This is a genomic window from Streptomyces sp. NPDC008001 (assembly GCF_042958085.1).
Taxonomy (GTDB): Bacteria; Actinomycetota; Actinomycetes; order Streptomycetales; family Streptomycetaceae; genus Streptomyces.
This window is the reverse complement of sequence record NZ_JBIBIZ010000008.1, coordinates 34,900-53,454: the sequence shown is the minus strand read 5'-3', so window position 1 is coordinate 53,454 and position 18,555 is coordinate 34,900. Positions and strand designations below refer to the sequence as shown.

Here is an 18,555-nt window from a genome sequence, read left to right as displayed (position 1 = left end):
TTCCGGGAGGGGCGCCGGCGCCACCGGACGGCTCACGGACACGGCCGCGCATCCGGCCGCACGCGTGGGCCCGGTTCCCGCCCGGCGCGTGCGGCCCTTCCGTACGACCCCACTCGTACCGTCCCGCTCCTCTCCGCTGTCAGTGCTCGCGCGGTGCGGGCACCACGCGCTCGACGTCCGGGTGGGCGATGAGCAGCTGCCGCATGGCGGCCTCGGCCCCGGCGCCGTCGCCCGCGCCGACGGCGTCGACGATGCGCAGGTGGTGCCCCACGCCGGCCTCGGTGGGGCGGTCACAGCCGCCGGCGGGCACGCCCGAGACGTGCAGGGCGGAGGAGACGATGCCGGCGAGGTGCTCCAGCATGCGGTTGCCGGCGACCTGCAGGAGCAGGGAGTGGAACTCGGCGTCGGCGCGGGTGAAGGTGAGCGAGTCGCCCTGGGCCAGGGCGTGGCCCATGATCTCGGCCATGTCGGCCAGGCGCTGCTGGACGTCCTCGCGGCCGTGCCCGGCGGCGAGGCGGGCGGCCAGCGGCTCGATGGTCCAGCGCAGCTCGCACAGCTCGCGGCGCTGGTCCTCCCGCTGGGGGCCGAAGGCCCGCCACTCGATGATGTCGGGGTCGAGGAGGTTCCAGTCGCTGACGGGGCGGACGCGGGTGCCGACGTTGGGGCGCGCGCTGACGAGGCCCTTGGCCTCCAGGACGCGCAGGGACTCGCGGACAACGGTCCTGGAGACCTCGAAGCGCTGTCCGATCTCCTCGGGGACGAGCGGGCGGTCCGCGCCCAGGTCCCCCGAGACGATCATCTGGCCGAGCTGCTGCACGAGCTGGCCGTGCAGGCCCCGGCCCCGGCTGCCGGCGGCCCTGCGGCCGGCGCGGCTCAGCTCCGCCTCGCCGTCCCAGGCGGGCGGTGCCCCGCGGTCGGGCCCTGGAGCCTCCCCGTAGGAGTAACGGTCAAGCTCGCCCGGGCCTGCGAGGCCGGAGTCGGCGGGGCGAGCCGCGGTCATCATGGTGTGCGCAAGGGTACTCACGCCTCCTTTGTCGGCGACACCTCGAGGTCCCTTGAGGTCTTTGGTGAAAAGCACACGAAAGGGTGATCGCCCATTACCTCACAATTGACGGCCAAACGGACAGAAATGGGCACGCTGAGAGACGGCTCATATGCGGAGCGTGATGCTCGCGGCCTGCGAACTCTCCATGTGAGAAGGGGCGTCGGAGGCCGGGGCGAGCGCGGCGGCGGACTTCATCGCGGCCGCCCGCGGAACACGGCGAGGACATAAGCCCCGAGAAGCGCCCCGAGCGACAACGCGAGCGCCCAGCCGACCGGTTGGGAGACCAGCCGCAGCGCGGCCGAGACGCCGCGGTCCACACCAGACGGCCACTGCACGATCGCGGCGGAGCGCAGCCGCTCCGGCAACCCGACGAGCGAGCGGGCCGCCGGCTCGGCGAGCACGCTGCCCAGCACCGGCACCACGAGCGTCGGCACGGCGAGCACCGCGACCACCCCCAGCGCCGTCGACCGGAAGAGCCCTGCGGCCAGCAGCCCCGCCCAGGCGCAGCCCAGGGTCAGCGCCGTCCAGCCCGCCAGCATCACGGCCCAGTCGTGCGGGAGGGAGACGACGTCGTTGCCGAAGAGCAGCCCGAGGGCTCCGGCGTCGAGGAAGAGGGAGGCGAGGGCGAGCAGCACGGCGGCCACGGCGGTGACGGCGAGCTTGGCGAAGAGCAGGCCGAGGCGGCGCGGAACCGTGCCCTGGTCGGGGGCGAGCGCGGGGTAACGGAACTCGTGGCCGAAGGCGAGCGCGCCGATGAGCCCCGCCCCGAAGACGGCGGGGGGCAGCGGCAGCAGGGCCGGCCAGCCGGTGACCACGCGCGGCTCGGGGGTGGACCCGGCCCTGGCGAGGAACACGGAGACCAGCAGGGAGGCGACGAGCGCGACGGCCGCGACGATCCAGCCGGTCCGCACTCCGGCGGCCCGGCGCAGCTCGTACCGCAGCGGCCAGGCGGGATCGGGCGCCGGGAGGCGGGGCTGGAGGCGGGGCAGCTGGACGGTGCCGGCTTCGGCGGACAGTGCGGATGCCGGCTCGCCCGCGCCTGCACCGCCGGACGCGTCGGCGGGGCGCGCGGCGGAGCCGGAGCGGCGGCCGTCGGCGCGCGTCAGGGGGGCGACGGGGCCGGTGTCGCCGATCTCCTCGGTCAGCCGGTGGAGCAGGATGCCGTGCCGGTAGGCGGTCTCGCCGACGACGGCGCAGGTGCTGCCGTAGACCGACAGCTTGCTGCCGCCTTCCTGCACGACCTCCATGGCTTGCCCGCCTTCTGCCGCCGCCTGGTCCGCCTCGGCGGTGAGGGCATGGGCGAGGCGGCCGGCCAGCGGCGACTGGACGGCGACGCGCGGCCGCAGGCGGGTCCGGGAGAACTCGGCGGCCTCCTGGTCGGCGATGAGGCGGCCCTCGTCGATGGTGACGACCTGGTCGGCGATGCGGGCCGCCTCGCGGGGGTCGTGCGAGGTGACGAGGACGGCGCCGCCGTGGTCGGCGTAGGCCCGCAGCATGCCGTGCAGCCAGGCGGTCTCGCGCGGCGAGAGCTCGTGGGCGGGCTCGTCGAGGACGAGGGTGTGGGGGTCGCCGAGGAGGGCGGCGGCGAGGCCGAGGCGGCGGTCCATGCCCAGGGAGAAGTCGCCGAGGCGCTGTCCGGCGAGGCCGGTGAGGCCGACGACCTCCAGCACGTCGTCGGCGCGCTCGGCGGGGACGCCCGCCGCGGCGCTGAGCATGCGCAGGTGTCCGCGGGCGGTACGGGCCGGGTGGCCGGGGACGTCTCCGAGGACGACGCCGATCTCGCGGGTGGGGTGCGGGACCCGGTCCAGGGGGCGGCCGCGGAAGAGGGCGACACCGCGGCCCGGGTCGAGGCGCAGCAGCAGGCGCAGGGCGCTGGTCTTGCCCGCGCCGGGAGCACCGAGCAGGACGGTGACCCGTCCGGGGCGGGCCTCGAAGGTGAGGTCGTCGACGGCGGGGAAGCGGTTGCGTTGGGGGGCGCTGGTGAGTCCGATGGCCTGGATCATGGCTTCTCTCGCGGGGCGTGAGACGGCTCGGCGGCGCCCCTCGGCCCGCTCGGTGACCGAGGCGGCCGAGGGCGCGGAGGATCGCTGGGACGTACGGCAGCACCGTAACCCGATATGCCCGAATTGCTCCGTAATGCAGGCAGTTGTTAGCGTGTCCCCTCATGGGCATGCACTCCACGGCATACCTGGTCACCGGGTGCGGCTGCGGCGCACGGCACTCCCGGCGGGGGCGGTGAGGGCTAGGCCTCGGGGCGCAGCATGGGCGGGTTGAGGAGCGTGGCCCCGCCTGCGCGGAAGAGCTGGGCAGGACGGCCGCCCTGACGGGTCGTCGTGCCGCCCGTGGGCACCAGGAAGCCGGGGGTGCCGGTCACCTTCCGGTGGAAGTTGCGCGGATCCAGGGCGACGCCCCACACCGCTTCGTAGACGCGGCGCAGCTCGCCCACGGTGAACTCCTGGGGGCAGAACGCCGTGGCCAGCGAGGAGTACTCGATCTTGGAGCGGGCACGCTCGACGCCGTCGGCGAGGATCTGCGCGTGGTCGAAGGCGAGAGGCGCCGCCTGCTCGCCGTCGCGGCCGTAGCCGGCGTCCTGGTCCAGCAGCTCCTCCACCGGCGCCCAGCGCACGCTGTGCGCGTCGCCCCCGGGGCGCGGGGCGGGCAGGTCGGGCGCGAGGGCCAGATGCGCGACGCTCACCACCCGCATGCGCGGGTCGCGCTTCGGATCGCCGTACGTGGCGAGCTGCTCCAGATGGGCGGCGTTGGGCAGCACGGGGCCCGCCGGGTCGTGGGCGTGCAGCCCGGTCTCCTCGGCCAGCTCCCGCGCGGCGGCGGTCGTCAGGTCCTCGTCGCCCCGGACGAACCCGCCCGGCAGCGCCCAGCGGCCCTGGTAGGGCGGCTCGCCGCGGCGCACGGCCAGCGCGCACAGCGCGTGCCGGCGCACGGTGAGCACGACCAGGTCGACGGTGACGGCGAAGGGCGGGAAGGCCGACGGGTCGTAGGGCATGAAGCGATCATAGTCGTCTTCCTGACGATAAACAGGGTCTTGCGAAGGGCCGGCGAGCGCCCCTTCCGCGAGCCTCGGAAGCAACCGGCTCACACCCCCAGCTGCAGGCCGTCGGCGGCTTCCTCGACCATGCCGAGCCCGAGCCTGCTGATCCGCATCGCGAAGGGCTGCTCGGCGATGCGCAGCCCGGTGAACCTGAGCGCCCCGAGCGGGGCGGTGTGCAGCGGCCGGACCGCCACGCACCCCGCCGGAGCGTCGGGCCGCAGACCGGCGAGCGCGGTCAGCAGGTGCACCGCGCCCGCGGCGGCGACGGCCGCGGGGCGGCAGGCGGCCGGGTGCGGCAGCGGCGCGCTCCCCGCCGTGCGCTGCTCCCCCGCGTACATCTCCGGCAGCCGGTGCCCGAAGGCGGCTGCCGCATCCAGGGTGCCGCGCAGCAGCGCGCCGGCCTCCTTCTCGTATCCGGCGGAGGCCAGGCCCGCGACGGCCACGGCCGTCTCGTGGACGCGGACCGCGCCGCTGCGGTGGCCGAAGGGATTGTGCCCGGGCTCCTTGGCCCCGAGGCTGCGCAGGCCCCAGCCGGAGTCGAGCGCCGGTCCGCCGAGGAGCCGGGCGAGCTGTTCCGTCTGGACCTTGTCGAGCAGCCCCGGTGCCTGCATTCCCCCACCCAGCAGGCCGGTGTCGAGGAGGTGTGCGGCCGCGCCGCCCAGGTGCGGTATCCGGCGTCCCTCGGGGGTGCGGGCGGCTACGGGGCGCCCGCCGGCCGGGTCCTCCACCCAGAAGTCCTCCCGGAAGCGCCCGCGGAGATCGGCCGCCCAGCTCCGCCACTGCTCGGCCCCGGGGCGGCCGCAGGCGTCCAGGAGGTCGGCCCCGAGCAGGGCCGCGCGGTGGGCGTGCGCCTGCGTCTCGCACCGGTACGGCCCGCCGGGCGCCGGATCCGCCAGATACCCGTCCTCACCCGCCGCGGCCTGCAGCCATGCGAGGCAGCGCTCGGCGGCGGGCAGCAGCGCCTCCGTCTCCCGCTCCGGAAGCCCCCACCGGCGGGCCTCGGCCAGGACGGCGGGGAACAGCAGGGTGGCTTCGATGCCGGTGCACCCCGGCGGCAGGTGCGCCCCCGAATGGCGCAGCGCCCCCGGGATCCGCCCGCCGTCGGGGCCCGGCCCCTTCAGCTGCGTACGGGCCAGGGTGCGCAGCGTCCCCGCGGCCAGCCGGACGCCGAGGGGGAGCGTCATCCGCGCCGCCCAGAGGGCTTCGGCGGGAGCGAGGCCGCAGCGCCAGGGGACGCCCGCCGCCAGGTGGACGTCGCCGGGGCTGCCGGGGTCGCGCACGAGCAGCGCACGGAGATCGTCGAGGGCGGCGGCGAGCAGGGCGCCCGCCCGCGGATCGTCACCCTCCGCCTGCGGGTCGCCCCAGGGCACCGTGGCGGCGCGGCCCGTCGGAACGGCCGCCTCGGGCTGCCGCACCCTGCCCGGCTGCTCGGGCAGGACGCGCAGCTCGATGCTGCGCGTGCCCCCGGGCGGCAGCTCGATCTCCCAGCACAGCAGCCCCGCCGAGGCCAGGGCATCACCCGGCGGCGGATCGGCGGTGACCGCCGCCTGTGCCTCATCCGTGGACCACCGCAGACCGGAGGCGTGCACCCCGGCGGGGACCTCGGGCCCGGCCACCCCCGCAGCGACCGCCCCCAGCTCCGCGAGGTCGGTGCCCAGCGACACCTCGACGGGCAGCCGCAGGGCACGGGCCGCAGTGCTGCGCAGGGCGATCCGCTCCACGCCCTCCGCCGAGCGCAGGCGCTCGACCGTGACGGCGGGGTCCGGCCCGGAATCCGCGGCCGTCCGCACCGCGCCGACGAAGCGCGCCCGGTCGGCACCGAGCATCAGCCCCTGCACGGGCAGCGGCTCGGCACCGCCGACCCGCACACTGCAGCGGGCCAGGAGCCGGCGCCCGCCGCGGTAGAACCCGTCGAGCCCCTGCCCCGTCATCTGACCGTGCTCCCCGGAGATCGCCAGGGCCGGCAGGGCGACGCAGATCATGACCGTGTGCACGGGCTGCGGGGCGGGCGGGCGCCCTGGCGCGGGGCGTTGAGGCGGCGCATGACGGGGTCGGGGCGGCTGACCATGGGGGACGATGCCTTGCACTTGACTGCGCTCCCCTGTGGGTGTCACGGACCGGGACGACGGACAACGTTTGCGGGCCACACGGATGAACGGCGCCGGACCCGCCGAGGTCACGGTGTGGGAGGCCGCCTGTGTGGGCCAGGGGTTCACTGCGGCCGCTCCTGCCGGCTGCAGTCCCCCTTCCGGGGGCTCCTCCGGCGTGCGCGAGCCTTGCCCGCAGGCCCGGTCATGCCCGCTGGGCGGGTGCTGCCCGCCGGGCCTCCGGGCCGCGTACGGCGGCGGACGCTCCGTGCACCGCCGGCGCCTTGTCCCGCCGAGGCCGCCGTTGCCGCGGTGGCCGCCTCAAGGCGCTCCACCTCCGCACGGACCGCGTCCTGCAGGGCGCGGTCGGCCTGCTCCTGCCGCAGGCACTGGCGGAGCGGCTCCGGGTCCAGGCCTTCGTTGCACGCGCGGTAGAGCAGCTGGGCGAAGACGTACTCGGGGTCGGCGGCCAGGGCCCGGCTCAGCGCGACCCGCGCTTCCGGCTGGTCGTCGGCGGCCCAGGCCACCCAGCCGGCGAGCGTGACCGGAGCGGCCGCGTACTCCGCGTACGGAGGCACGCAGCGGCGGGCCAGGGCGCGCCACACCCTCAGCACGGCAGCGGCCTGCGGGCCCTCCATCCACTCCGCGGCCCGGTCGCGGGCGACCCGGTCCTGCAGGCCCACGATGACCGTGGCGGCCTCCTCGTCGGTGAGGAGGGAGTCGTCGCACGCGTCGGCCGCCGGACGGCCGGGCGGCGGCGGCGCCGCGTGGAACCGGTCGACCAGGGTCCGCGCGAGGGCGAGCGTCTCCTGCCGCACGGGCTCGCAGCCGTCGCCGCCGAGGATGCGGGGCACCATCGTGAAGGCCGCGGTGTCCAGCGCCTTGCGCTGCTCAACTGCCCTGTCCCCCGTGAGGGGGGTGTACCGGTCCTCCATCTCCCGCAGGGTGCCGCGCACCTCGATGCCCGCGTAGGTGGCGGCGGCCGCCATGACCGACGTGCCGGGCAGGGAGAGAGGGGTGCCCTCGGGCGGGCAGCAGCGGGGGTCGGGGCAGCAGTACGACCAGAACCGGCCGTCGGAGATGCAGAGGGCTTCGTGCACGGGCATGTCCAGCCGGCCGCAGGCGCGGCGCAGGCTCTGGGCGAACGGGCGCAGCCGCTCCATCACCTGCTGGGGCGTCTGGCCGGCGGCGGTGTCCGGGTCCTGGCAGAAGAAGATGACCACGCCGTCGGGGCGGTTGCCGCGCTTGCTGCTGCCGGTCAGGAGGGTCTCGGCGAGCTGGTCGCAGACCTCCGGCCACTCCTCGCCGCTGCGCGGGATGCCGAGCCTGAGCCGGCCCCCGAAGCGGCCCCGGTCGCCGTGCAGCGCCACGAGGACCACGCTGTCCGTCGGGTGGAAGCCGAGGAGATACGGGAGGGCGTCGGCCAGCTCGGCCGGGGAGCGGAGGGTGACCTGCTGCTCGGGGCTCGTGTCCGGCGCTCCGGGCACGCCGGCGGACGGGGAGGAGGGGACGGACGGACGGGCTGATTCGTTGTGCTGCGTCATGGCCCGAGAGTCCCGCGGGGCCGCCTGGGCCCGCCAGGCCTGTGGATAACTCCGGAATATGGTCCTACTAATCCTGTGGACAGCGGTTTCCACAGCCGACCGGCCTCGTTCGCGCTTTGTCAGTGGACTCGTGTTGCATGGGGGCATGACGAACGAAGACCTCCGCGCCTCGGCCGACGCCGTCCTGGCCCGCCTCGTCGGGGACCCCACGGGCACGGCAAGACTGCGCGAGGACCAGTGGGTGGCGATCGAGGCGCTGGTCGCCCACCACCGCCGCGCTCTGGTCGTGCAGCGGACCGGCTGGGGCAAGTCGGCGGTGTACTTCGTCGCGACCGCCCTGCTGCGGGCCCGCGGCAGCGGTCCCACGGTGATCGTCTCGCCGCTGCTGGCGCTGATGCGCAACCAGGTCGACGCCGCGGCGCGGGCCGGGATCCGCGCGCGCACCATCAATTCCGCCAACGTCGAGGAGTGGGACACCGTCCAGGCCGAGGTGGCCGCGGGCGAGGTCGACGTTCTGCTCGTCTCGCCGGAACGGCTCAACAACCCCGACTTCCGCGATCAGGTCCTGCCCAAGCTCGCCGCCGCGACCGGGCTTCTGGTCGTGGACGAGGCCCACTGCATCTCCGACTGGGGCCACGACTTCCGGCCCGACTACCGGCGGCTGCGCACCATGCTGGCCGACCTGCCGCCGGGCGTCCCGGTCCTCGCCACGACAGCGACCGCCAACGCCCGCGTGACCGCCGACGTCGCCGAGCAGCTGGGCACGGGCGAGGAGTCCACCCGTGCGCTGGTGCTGCGCGGTCCTCTGGACCGCGAGAGCCTGAGCCTCAGCGTCCTGCAGCTGCCCGACGCCGCGCACCGGCTGGCCTGGCTCGCCGACCACCTCGCCGAGCTGCCCGGCTCGGGCATCATCTACACCCTCACCGTCGCGGCCGCCGAGGAAGTCACGGCGTTCCTGCGGCGCTGCGGCCACACCGTCGCCCCGTACACGGGCAAGACGGAGAACGCGGACCGGCAGCAGGCCGAGGAGGACCTGCTCGCCAACCGCGTCAAGGCGCTCGTCGCCACCTCGGCGCTGGGCATGGGCTTCGACAAGCCGGACCTCGGCTTCGTGGTCCACATGGGCTCGCCCTCCTCCCCCATCGCCTACTACCAGCAGGTCGGCCGCGCCGGCCGCGGCGTCGAGCACGCCGAGGTCCTCCTGCTCCCGGGCCGGGAGGACGAGGCGATCTGGAAGTACTTCGCGTCTCTCGCCTTCCCCCCGGAGGACCAGGTCCGCCGCACGCTGAGCGTGCTCGCCGCCTCGGACCGCCCCGTCTCCCTGCCGGCCCTCGAGCCCCAGGTCGAGCTGCGGCGCTCCCGCCTGGAGACCATGCTCAAGGTCCTCGACGTCGACGGCGCCGTGCACCGCGTGCGCGGCGGCTGGACGGCGACGGGACGCCCGTGGACGTACGACGCGGAGCGGTACGCCTGGGTCGAGCGGCAGCGCGGGGCCGAGCAGCAGGCGATGCGCGACTACGCCACCACGACGCAGTGCCGGATGGAGTTCCTGCGCCGCCAGCTGGACGACGAGCAGGCGGCCCCGTGCGGTCGCTGCGACAACTGCACGGGGCCGCGGTTCACCGCGGAGGTGTCCGCCGCGGCGCTGGACGCCTCGCGGGGCGAGCTGGGCCGCCCGGGCGTGGAGGTGGAGCCGCGCCGGATGTGGCCGACGGGGATGCCCGCGGTCGGTGTCGACCTCAAGGGCCGTATCCCGGCGGGCGAGCAGGCCTCGGCCGGCCGCGCCCTCGGGCGGCTGTCCGACATCGGCTGGGGCAACCGGCTGCGTCCGCTCCTCGCCCCGGGCACGCCGGACGGACCCGTGCCGGACGACGTGGCGGCCGCGGTGGTGACCGTGCTGGCCGACTGGGCCCGCGGGCCCGGCGGTTGGGCCTCCGGCGCCGCGGACGCCCCTGCCCGCCCGGCGGGTGTCGTCACGCTCGCCTCGCGGACGCGGCCGCAGCTGATCCGTTCGCTGGGCGAGCACATCGCCTCGGTCGGCCGGATGCCGCTGCTCGGCGCCGTCGAGTACGGGGACGCCGACTCCGGCACCCGGCTGCCGCGCACCAACAGCGCCCAGCGGTTGCGGGCGCTCGACGGTGCGCTGACCGTACCGCCGGACCTCGCGGCGGCGCTGGCCTCCGCCGGCGGGCCGGTCCTGCTCGTGGACGACTTCACCGAAACGGGGTGGACGCTGGCCGTGGCCGCCCGGCTGCTGCGGCGGGCCGGAGCGCAAGAGGTGTTCCCGCTGGTGCTGGCGGTGCAGGGCTAGCCGCGCCCGGCCGGCGGTGCGGCGGGGGCGGCCGGGGCGCCGAATGCCGCGTGCCGCCGGCCAATGGCGCCAATTGATCGTTGCCGCATGCCCCCGGCACGGCGAGAATTGGACGCGATCCCGCTCTCGTCCGTCCACGGCCCGCCGGGACGGGCGTCGTGGCGCGCACTCCTGCCCGGCGCCGCCCGGCCCGTGGCCACGCAGCCGAAGGGAGGGTCATGGCCTTCGACTTCGCACCGCCACCGCCCGCCGAGCCCGGTCACCGGCTGAGCCGGATGCTCGAGCCCTCCGAATGGGCCGCGGCCGGAATTCCCCTGCTGCGCAACCCGCGCGAAGTGATCACCGGTCTGCACGCCCGCCATCTGCCGGCGCCGTCGACGGCTGTCATCGCCGTCCTCGACCACGACGAACGGCTCGCGGCGAGCGCTTCGTTCGTCCGCCGGCCCACCCCGCCCGACGGCTGGGAGCTGCGCAACGCCCTTCTCGCGCAGCTTCGCCGGGTGATCCCGCACGACCTGCGGCGGCGCACCCCGGTCAGGACGGCGGTGCTTCTCTACTGCCGTCCGGGCGGGGCCCATTGGACGGAGGAGGACGGAGCATGGATGTGGGGTCTGCGTGACGCCTGCACGCTGCACGGGCTGCGCTGCGGGGCGTACATCACGCTGACCCCTGGTGGCTGGCAGATCCTCGGCGAGGGCCGCAGCGGACGCCGGCCGCGCTCGCCGGAACACCCGCCGGCACCCGTGACGTCGGGCGGCGGCGCACCGGAAGCGCACCGCCGCACGGCAGCCCGCTGACGGTGGTGAAATCCCGGGCGTCGCCCGCCCGGGATCAGGTCCGGACCCGCGGCCACCCCCGCAGGGAGGCGGCCGCCGGGTCCGGCCTCAGACGCCCGCGGAAATCAGGGCGTTGACGCGCTGCGGGTCGCCGCAGACGATCAGCAGCGCACCGGCGCGGCCCATCGCCGCGGGCAGCCCGCGGGCGACGGCATCGTCGTCGCCGCCGTTGACGGCCACGACCACGACGGGCCGGGTGCCGGCGCGGTCGGCGTCGGCGGCCGCGTAGAAGACGTCGTCACGGGCGTCGTGCTGCGCCCAGTAGGACGCCTCGCCGAAGGACAGCTCGTGCGCCGCCCACGGGTGCGGGTCGCCGGTCGTGAGCACCAGGATCTCGCCGGGTGCACGGCCGGTGTCGAGCAGCAGGTCGACGGCTTCGTCCGCGGCGTCCAGGGCACCCTGCGCGGAGGCGGGGATCAGCTGGACCTGCGGACCGGCGGCCGGCTCTGCCGCGGCGGGCCGGGCCGGCGCCGGGGCCGGGCCGCGCCGGGCGGCGGGGCCGGGACGCGGTGCCGGGCGGGGGCCAGGGACAGGGCGGGGGGTCGGCGTCGTACGGCCGGGGGCCGGCACGGCGCTGGGACCCGGGACACTCTCGTGAATCTGAGGCTCCTCGGGGATGAGAGGCATGAGTTGTTGTTTATCAAACGCCGGTGCGAGTCGCGTCGGCGGGTGGCGGTCAGGGCCGCTCAGAAATCGAAACCGAGCTGGCCACCGGCCTCCAGTGAAGCTGTGTCGGGGACGCTGCGAACCCGCTTGAGGTGCTGCCACCTGGGCAGTGCGTCCAGATAGGACCAGGACAGCCGGTGGTGCGGGGTGGGGCCCAGCGCCTCCAGGGCGGCGCGGTGCACCGGCGAGGGGTATCCGGCGTTGTCACAGAAGCCGAAGTCTTCGTAGCCGGCGCCCAGTTCCGCCATCATGGCGTCGCGCCGGACCTTGGCGAGCACGGACGCCGCCGCGACGACCACACAGGACTGGTCGCCCTTGATGACCGTACGGACCCGCCAGGGATCGCCGAGGTAGTCGTGCTTGCCGTCGAGGATCACCACCTCGGGCCGGACGGGCAGTGCCTCCAGGGCACGGGTCGCCGCCAGCCGCAGGGCCGCCGTCATGCCCAGCTCGTCGATCTCCTGTGGGGAGGAGTGGCCGAGGGCATGGGCGGTGACCCAGGTCTCCAGCTGCCCGGCTAGGACCGCTCGCCGCTTGGGCGTCAGCAGCTTGGAGTCGGTGAGGCCCTCGGGCGGGCGGCGCAGCCCTGTGACTGCCGCGCACACGGTGACGGGGCCGGCCCAGGCGCCCCGGCCGACCTCGTCGAGCCCGGCGACGACCTTGGCTCCGGTCGTTGCGCGCAGGGAGCGCTCGACGGTGTGGGTAGGCGGTTCGTACGGCATGGCGCCAGCAAGCGTACGCCCCTGCGCCTGGGCGGAGTAGCCCCGCCCCCTCCCCTGTCTTCCGGCCGGTTCCATTCCGGTTTCCCGCAGTCGCTCCGGTCACCCGCCGCGGCCGCCGCCGGTGCGCCTACCGGCGGCCGGCGCCCGGGGGAAGCCACTCCGGCAGCTGCTCGGTGTGCCGCAGCCAGTCGGCGGGCGGCGCGCCCCGCTCTCCCGCGGCGACCACTCCGCCGACGATGGCGCAGTTGGTGTCCACGTCGCCGCCCACCTGTGCGGTGGTCCAGAACGCGGACTCGTAGGACGTGAGGTTGCGCGCCGCGGACCACAGGGCGAAGGGCACCGTGTCGTGCGCGCTGGTGCGGCGGCCGCAGCCCAGGACGGCGGCGACCGTGGTCGGGTCGCCGTAGTCGAGCATGTCCCGCGCGCGGCGCAGCCCGGCCTGGACCGCGCTCCGCGGGACGAGGCCGATGACTCCGTCCAGGAGCGCTTCGGGGGCGACGGGGCCGGTCAGCCCCGCGGCGATGGCCGCCGCGGCGGCCACGGCCATCGTCCCGGCCACCGCCTCACGGTGCTGGTGGGTGGTGTACGCGGAGATCTCCGCCTGGTGCGTGGCCTGTTCCGGGTCGTCCGCGTACCAGGCGCCGAGCGGGGCGATGCGCATGGCCGCGCCGTTGCCCCACGAGCCCTGCCCGTTGAAGAGGGCCGAGGCCAGCTCCCGCCAGTCACCGCCCTCCCTGACCAGGCGCAGCATGCGGCCCACGGCCGGCCCGTAGCCCCGGTCGAAGTCGTGGTGCTCCGCGAAGGAGCGGGCCAGCGCGTCCTGGTCGATCCGCCCGTGCCCGGCGAGGACGGCCAGCACGGAGCAGGCCATCTCGGTGTCGTCGGTCCACTGCCAGGGGGGCGGGGGCAGCTCGCGGCGCTTGAGGGACGGGTAGTTGGCGGGGACGAAGAACTGGGAGCCGAGGGCGTCGCCGAGGGCCAGCCCGCGCAGGCTCGCCAGTGCGCGGTGGAAACGGTCAGCGGTCATCGCAGCGAACTCTAACCGGTGAAGCCGTACGGTTCAGGCGTACACCAGCGCTCGAACGGCCGGTCGAGGTGGTAGCGGCCGTCGGGGCCGAGGAGCAGGGAGCGGCTCTCGGCGTTGCCCGGGTTCGACAGGCACTCGAACTCGGCGACCGTCCAGTGGAACCAGCGCATGCAGAAGAGCCGCATGGTCAGGCCGTGGGTGACGAGCAGGACGTTCGGCGGGTGCCCGGGGTCCTCGAAGCTGCGCCACAGGCTCTCCAGGAAGGCACCGACGCGGTCGTAGACGTCGGCACCGGACTCGCCCTGGGCGAACCTGTAGAAGAAGTGGCCGTAGGCGTCCCGGTACGCCTTCTGCTTGCGTACGTCGATCGGGTCCTGCCAGTTTCCCCAGTCCTGCTCGCGCAGCCGCGGTTCCTCACGGACGCGCACGCGGCCCGGGTCGAGCCCCAGGGCGTGGAACGTCTGGTGAGCGCGGCGGTACGGGGAGACGTAGGCGGAGACGCGCTCGTCACCGAAGAGCTCGCGGAGCGGTCCCCCGGCGTCCCTGGCCTGGCGGCGGCCTCTTTCCGTCAGGCTCAGGGCGTGGTCGGGTTCCCGCTCGTAGACCGTGTCGTCGACGTTGCCCACCGACTCTCCGTGCCGGATGAGAACGATGCGTCGGGGGCGTGCCATGCCGCCACCCTAAATCGAGCGCCGGGACGCCGCCTCGCTAGCCCTCGGGCAGCGCCCGGCCGGCCCGTATCTCGCACCTCCGGCCCTCGAAGCGCTCCCGCAGCAGCCGGTCGTGGGTGACCACGACCAGGGCGCCGGCCCATGCGGCGAGTGCCTCTTCCAGCTGCTCGACGAGGCCGAGCGCGAGGTGGTTCGTCGGCTCGTCCAGCAGGAGGAGGTCGGCGGGCCGGGCGAGGAGGCGGGCGAGCCCCAGACGGCGTCGCTGCCCGGCGGAGAGCGCGCCGACCGGGACGTGGAGATCACGCTCCCGGAAGAGCCCGTAGGACATCAGGAGAGCCCGCTGCTCCTCCTCCGTGCCCGGCAGGCCGCGGCCGAAGGCGGCGAGCAGCCGCTCGGCGGGCCGGGTCACGGGGATCTCCTGGGCGAGGTAGCCGATGCGTCCGCGCCTGGTCACGGTGCCCTCGTCCGGTTCGGTGACGCCCGCGAGGAGGCGCAGCAGGGTGCTCTTGCCCGCGCCGTTGGCCCCGTGGACCAGTAGCCGCTCGCCCGCACGGACCTCCATGCGGTCCACCGCGAGCCGTTCCCCCGCGCGTACGCCGTCCAGGGCGACGAGGACGCCTTCCGCGGTGCCCGCGGCCGGGCGGGCGGCGAAGCGCAGCGGCTCCGGCGGGCGGGGCACCGGGTTCTCCCGGAGCCGTCGCAGCCGCTCCTGGGCGTTGCGCACCCGGCCGGCGACAGAGGCCTGGACCCGGCCCTTGTCGCGGTCGTAGGCCATCTTGTTGCCGTCCTTGGCGGCGCGGCCCGGGGCGACCCGGCGCGCGACATCGGCGGCGGCGTCCTCCAGGGCCGCCGTTTCGGCCGACCACTCCTCGTACGCCTGCTCCCAGCGGCGGCGGGCGGCGGCCTGCTCCTCGACGAATCCGGTGTATCCCCCGCCGTAGCGGACGAGGCACCTGCGGTCGGCGTCGAGCTCCACCACGGCGGTGGCGACGCGTTCGAGGAAGACGCGGTCGTGGGAGACGGCGAGGACGGTGCCGGGGTGCGCCCGCAGGGTGTCCTCGAGCCAGGTCAGGGCTGCGCCGTCCAGGTGGTTGGTGGGTTCGTCGAGGAGCATGACCTCGGGGGCGGCCGCGATGAGGCAGGCGAGTCCGAGCCGCGCCTGTTCGCCCCCGGAGAGGCTGCCGAGCAGCCTCTCCCGTCCGATGCGGGCGAGGCCCAGGGCGTGCAGGGCCTTGTCCACCCTGGCGTCGGCCTCGTAGCCGCCGCGAGCCTCGAAGGCGGTGAGCAATTCGCCGTACTCCGCGAGGGCCTCGGGGCGGCCCTCCCCCAGGGATGCCTCCAGCTCCCGCAGCCCGCGCTCCATGGCGCGGAGGTCGGCCAGGGCGTGGTCGACGGCGTCGCCCACCGTGCGGTCCGGCGGCAGTTCGGGCGTCTGCCCGAGGCGGCCGACACCGCCCTCGGCGGCGGAGACGACGGTGCCGTCGTCGGGCGTCTCGGCACCGGCGAGGAGCCTCAGGAGCGTGGACTTCCCGGCGCCGTTCTCGCCGACGATGCCGATCCGCTCGCCCGGCCGCACCGAGAACGTGACGTCGTCGAGGAGCGGGCGGTCGCCCCGGGACATGGACACACCACGCAAAGAGAGCTGAGTGGGCAAGCGAACCTCCGTCGGCTTCGGCAGGGACCGGGGTACGCGAGGGGACCCACGGAACGCACACCGGCCCGCCACCAAATGCGACCGGAGTTGCGTTACGCTCAGCATGACACGCCCCACCCAGCTAATGCAACAGGAGTTGCAGTTGCCTTCGAACCCTCCCCGGCCCCCCGCCGCCGAGCCGACGACGCCCGGCACCGTGCGACCCGGCACCGTGCGACCCGGCGGCCGGACCGCCCGCACGCGCGCAGCCGTGCGCGACGCCGTCCTCTCCGGCCTGGTCGAGCACGGCTATCCCGGCCTCACCGTGGAGTACGTCGCCGAGCACTCCGGCGTCCACAAGACGACGCTCTACCGGCGCTGGAGCAGCGTCGAAGGACTCGTCGCCGACGCACTGGACATGGCCGGCGAAGACAGCTGGACGCCGCCCGACACGGGCTCCCTGGAGGGCGATCTGCGCGCCCTGGCCCAGGAGGTCGTCGACACCTTCGGCGATCCGGCCGCCGGGGCGGCTCCCACCGCCTTCATCGCCGCCGCGTTCCAGTCGGAGCAGGCGGCGGACGCCCTGCGCGGCTTCTACGCCGGGCGCTTCGCGCGCTGCGCTCCCCTGGTCGAACGAGCCGTGGCCCGGGGGGAGCTGCCGGCGGGCACCGACGCCGGCTCGCTCGCCCGCGCCGTGTCGGCCCCGCTGTTCTTCCGGCTGTTCATCACCCGCGAGCCGCTCGACGGGACGGCCGCCGGTCAGGCCGCCGGTGCCGCCCTCGCCGCGGCCCGCGCGGGAGTCTTCGCATCACCGGCCTGATGCGCAGAGGCACCGCAGCAGACCGCACGGCGTGCCGTCCGGTGCGTCGTCCGGCACGCCATGCGTCACGTCACACGGTCCAGGACGGCTCCAGTGCGACGATGTCGCCGCCGATCGCCGCCACGTCCGCCTCGATCTGCGCGCGCAGGGCGAGCCGTTCCACCCGCTCCGTGCGGTACTTTCCGTGCTCGGCCTCGGAGTTCCACACGGAGAGCACCAGGAACTCCCGGCCGGGGGCCTCCCCGAAGACGCCGCGCAGCATGCCCGGGGACCCGGCCATGGCCGGGTTCCACACCTTCTCCTGCATCAGGGTGAAGTGCTCCACGCGGTCCTCCCGGACGCGGCAGTGGGCGATCCGCACCACGTCCGCGTCCGTGAACTGCGGGCGGAAGCCCACCTTCACGTCGAAGCGGTGCTCGAACAGCCGCACTTGGACGTCTTTGACCGTCCCGGCCTGCGCGGCCGCCAGCCTGTCGTGGGAGCGCGCCATGAAGGAGTCGTAGAACGCCCGGCTCTCCCAGAAGCCGAAGAGGTGCACGACGTGCGGGCGCCCCCTGCTCCATCCCCCGCCCTGCCCCCGGAAGCCGGGCTCGCCGAGCAGTCCCGCCCATTTTCGTTGGCCGCGTTCGAATCCGCGGCGGTCGACCACGGTGCAGCGAGTCCACTTGACCAGCACCGCGCCATCGTAAGGCCCGGGCAGCGGCCCGCAGTCACGTACCGGAGGACTGCACCCGTCCGAGGACCCCACCGTGCGCCGCACCCGGCTCGTTGCGGATCTCTCAGGCCGACGTCCGCACCAACATCGCCGCGCGCACCACCCGTTGCCCCTCCGAACAGTCCGCATGCGCAGCGACGAGCACGGGCTCACCGTGCTCCGCCGTACACCGGGCTCCGCCTGCCGCACCACCCGCGCGGGACGAAAGGCGGGGCGCGTGCGGGGAGATGCAGCGGTTCATGACTGCGCGGTCGACCGGGAAACGCTCCTACGGGCCGGAGGCGCGACACCGGCGGCCCCCAGCAACACTGCGGCGGCTTCACATGCGCGTCGCGCAGGGGCGGGCGTTCCGGCGACCGCCGCCGTGGTGATCGCGCCGTCGGCCAGGACGGCCAGCTGCTCCGCCAGGGGCGCAGGTTCCGCGACACCCGCATCCCGCACGAGGCCTTGCAGGTATCGCAGCACCTCGTCCTTGTGGTCCTTCACGGCTGCGGCCACCGCCGGGGAGCCCGTACCGAGTTCACCGTAGGCATTGATGAACGCGCAGCCCCGGAAGCCCGGTTCGGTGAACCACTGCTCCAGCCAGTCGAATACCGCGAGGGGCCGCTCCCCCACCGAGGGCTGCGTGGCGACGTACTCGGCCAGCGCGCCCCGCCAGCGTCTGTCACGACGCCGCAGATAGGCCTCCACCAACACTTCCTTCGAGGGAAAACGCTGATAGAGGCGCTTGAGCGAGACGCCGGACGCCTCGCGGATCCGGTCCATCCCGACGGCCTGGACACCGTGCTCGTAGAACAGGGACTCCGCGGCGTCGAGCAGGCGGCCGTCGGCTTCGGTGATGTCCATTTGCCCCTCCCGGGCTGGCGCGGAGAACGATCGTTCTCTAGGCTACACACGAAACCGGAGAACGGACGTTCTCCCATTGTCCACCGGACATTTCAGAAGGGCATGCCATGACCCAGCGCCCACCCCTGCCCCCCTTCGACGAATCCTCGGCCCGGGCCAAGGTGCAGGCCGCCGAGGACGCCTGGAACAGCCGCGATCCCGAACGGGTCGCCCTCGCCTACACCGAGGACTGCGTCTGGCGGAACCGCGACGAATTCATCACCGGCCGCGACGAAATCCGGGCCTTCCTGCGCCGCAAATGGGAGAAGGAACTCGACTACCGGCTGCGCAAGGAGCTCTGGTCGTGGTCCGGCAACCGGATCTCGGTGTGCTTCCGGTACGAATGGCACGACGCCGGCGGCCGGTGGTGGCGCAGCTACGGGAACGAGCAGTGGGAATTCGCCCCCGACGGCCTGATGCGGCGCCGCGAGGCCAGCATCAACGACGTGCCGATCACCGCGGACCAGAGGGAATTCGCCGCGGGGGCATGACGAAGGCGGTGGCCGGAGGAATTCCTCCGGCCACCGCCTTCAGGTGCTATTCA

General features: G+C 74.8%; 16 protein-coding genes. 4 read left to right on the top strand and 12 right to left on the bottom strand.

Going from position 1 to position 18,555, the window contains the following annotated elements; genetic code table 11:
- Window positions 1-139: 139 nt before the first annotated feature.
- From ACFZCD_RS21635 to ACFZCD_RS21615, 5 genes are all read right to left on the bottom strand, one after another.
- The gene (locus ACFZCD_RS21635; RefSeq protein WP_391833226.1) at window positions 140-1,078 is read right to left on the bottom strand and encodes a FadR/GntR family transcriptional regulator; all 939 of its coding nucleotides are present in this window, start codon (window positions 1,076-1,078) and stop codon (window positions 140-142) included.
- A gap of 158 nt (window positions 1,079-1,236) precedes the next feature.
- Window positions 1,237-3,048, bottom strand: a complete 1,812-nt coding sequence (locus ACFZCD_RS21630) for an ATP-binding cassette domain-containing protein (protein WP_391833224.1) — start codon at window positions 3,046-3,048, stop codon at window positions 1,237-1,239.
- Window positions 3,049-3,287: 239 nt separating this feature from the next.
- Window positions 3,288-4,049, bottom strand: a complete 762-nt coding sequence (locus ACFZCD_RS21625; protein WP_391833222.1) for an NUDIX domain-containing protein — start codon at window positions 4,047-4,049, stop codon at window positions 3,288-3,290.
- Between the two features lie 89 nt (window positions 4,050-4,138).
- Window positions 4,139-6,076: a glycogen debranching N-terminal domain-containing protein gene (locus ACFZCD_RS21620; RefSeq protein WP_391833972.1), complete on the bottom strand. Its 1,938-nt coding sequence runs from the start codon at window positions 6,074-6,076 to the stop codon at window positions 4,139-4,141.
- Window positions 6,077-6,306: 230 nt separating this feature from the next.
- Window positions 6,307-7,725, bottom strand: a complete 1,419-nt coding sequence (locus ACFZCD_RS21615; protein ID WP_391833220.1) for a DUF4192 domain-containing protein — start codon at window positions 7,723-7,725, stop codon at window positions 6,307-6,309.
- A gap of 145 nt (window positions 7,726-7,870) precedes the next feature.
- Between ACFZCD_RS21615 and ACFZCD_RS21610 the strand changes: the two genes are divergently transcribed.
- Complete coding sequence (locus tag ACFZCD_RS21610) at window positions 7,871-10,036, top strand: RecQ family ATP-dependent DNA helicase (protein ID WP_391833218.1); 2,166 nt, start codon at window positions 7,871-7,873, stop codon at window positions 10,034-10,036.
- A gap of 218 nt (window positions 10,037-10,254) precedes the next feature.
- Window positions 10,255-10,833 carry a hypothetical protein gene (locus ACFZCD_RS21605; RefSeq protein ID WP_391833216.1) on the top strand — a complete coding sequence of 193 codons (579 nt, stop codon included), beginning with the start codon at window positions 10,255-10,257 and terminating at the stop codon, window positions 10,831-10,833.
- Window positions 10,834-10,920: 87 nt separating this feature from the next.
- Here the strand turns inward: ACFZCD_RS21605 and ACFZCD_RS21600 are convergent, their stop codons facing one another.
- From ACFZCD_RS21600 to abc-f, 5 genes are all read right to left on the bottom strand, one after another.
- Complete coding sequence (locus ACFZCD_RS21600; RefSeq protein WP_391833214.1) at window positions 10,921-11,499, bottom strand: hypothetical protein; 579 nt, start codon at window positions 11,497-11,499, stop codon at window positions 10,921-10,923.
- A 59-nt stretch (window positions 11,500-11,558) separates the two neighbouring features.
- On the bottom strand, window positions 11,559-12,260 hold the full coding sequence (locus ACFZCD_RS21595; RefSeq protein ID WP_391833212.1) for a ribonuclease HII: 702 nt from the start codon (window positions 12,258-12,260) through the stop codon (window positions 11,559-11,561).
- Between the two features lie 127 nt (window positions 12,261-12,387).
- Window positions 12,388-13,287 carry an ADP-ribosylglycohydrolase family protein gene (locus tag ACFZCD_RS21590; protein ID WP_391833210.1) on the bottom strand — a complete coding sequence of 300 codons (900 nt, stop codon included), beginning with the start codon at window positions 13,285-13,287 and terminating at the stop codon, window positions 12,388-12,390.
- Between the two features lie 11 nt (window positions 13,288-13,298).
- Complete coding sequence (locus ACFZCD_RS21585; protein WP_391833208.1) at window positions 13,299-13,958, bottom strand: histidine phosphatase family protein; 660 nt, start codon at window positions 13,956-13,958, stop codon at window positions 13,299-13,301.
- A 37-nt stretch (window positions 13,959-13,995) separates the two neighbouring features.
- A complete protein-coding gene (gene abc-f, locus ACFZCD_RS21580) occupies window positions 13,996-15,612 on the bottom strand; it encodes a ribosomal protection-like ABC-F family protein (protein WP_391833206.1) in 1,617 nt (538 codons plus the stop codon).
- Window positions 15,613-15,736: 124 nt separating this feature from the next.
- Here abc-f and ACFZCD_RS21575 point away from each other — a divergent pair, with 124 nt between their 5' ends.
- The gene (locus ACFZCD_RS21575) at window positions 15,737-16,411 is read left to right on the top strand and encodes a TetR/AcrR family transcriptional regulator (RefSeq protein WP_391833970.1); all 675 of its coding nucleotides are present in this window, start codon (window positions 15,737-15,739) and stop codon (window positions 16,409-16,411) included.
- A 70-nt stretch (window positions 16,412-16,481) separates the two neighbouring features.
- Here the strand turns inward: ACFZCD_RS21575 and ACFZCD_RS21570 are convergent, their stop codons facing one another.
- On the bottom strand, window positions 16,482-17,087 hold the full coding sequence (locus ACFZCD_RS21570) for a YdbC family protein (RefSeq protein ID WP_391833204.1): 606 nt from the start codon (window positions 17,085-17,087) through the stop codon (window positions 16,482-16,484).
- Between the two features lie 276 nt (window positions 17,088-17,363).
- Window positions 17,364-17,972, bottom strand: a complete 609-nt coding sequence (locus tag ACFZCD_RS21565) for a TetR/AcrR family transcriptional regulator (protein WP_391833202.1) — start codon at window positions 17,970-17,972, stop codon at window positions 17,364-17,366.
- 107 nt (window positions 17,973-18,079) lie between these two features.
- Here ACFZCD_RS21565 and ACFZCD_RS21560 point away from each other — a divergent pair, with 107 nt between their 5' ends.
- Entirely contained in the window at window positions 18,080-18,502 is a 423-nt protein-coding gene (locus tag ACFZCD_RS21560; RefSeq protein WP_391833200.1) for a nuclear transport factor 2 family protein, read from the top strand.
- Window positions 18,503-18,555: the final 53 nt, after the last annotated feature.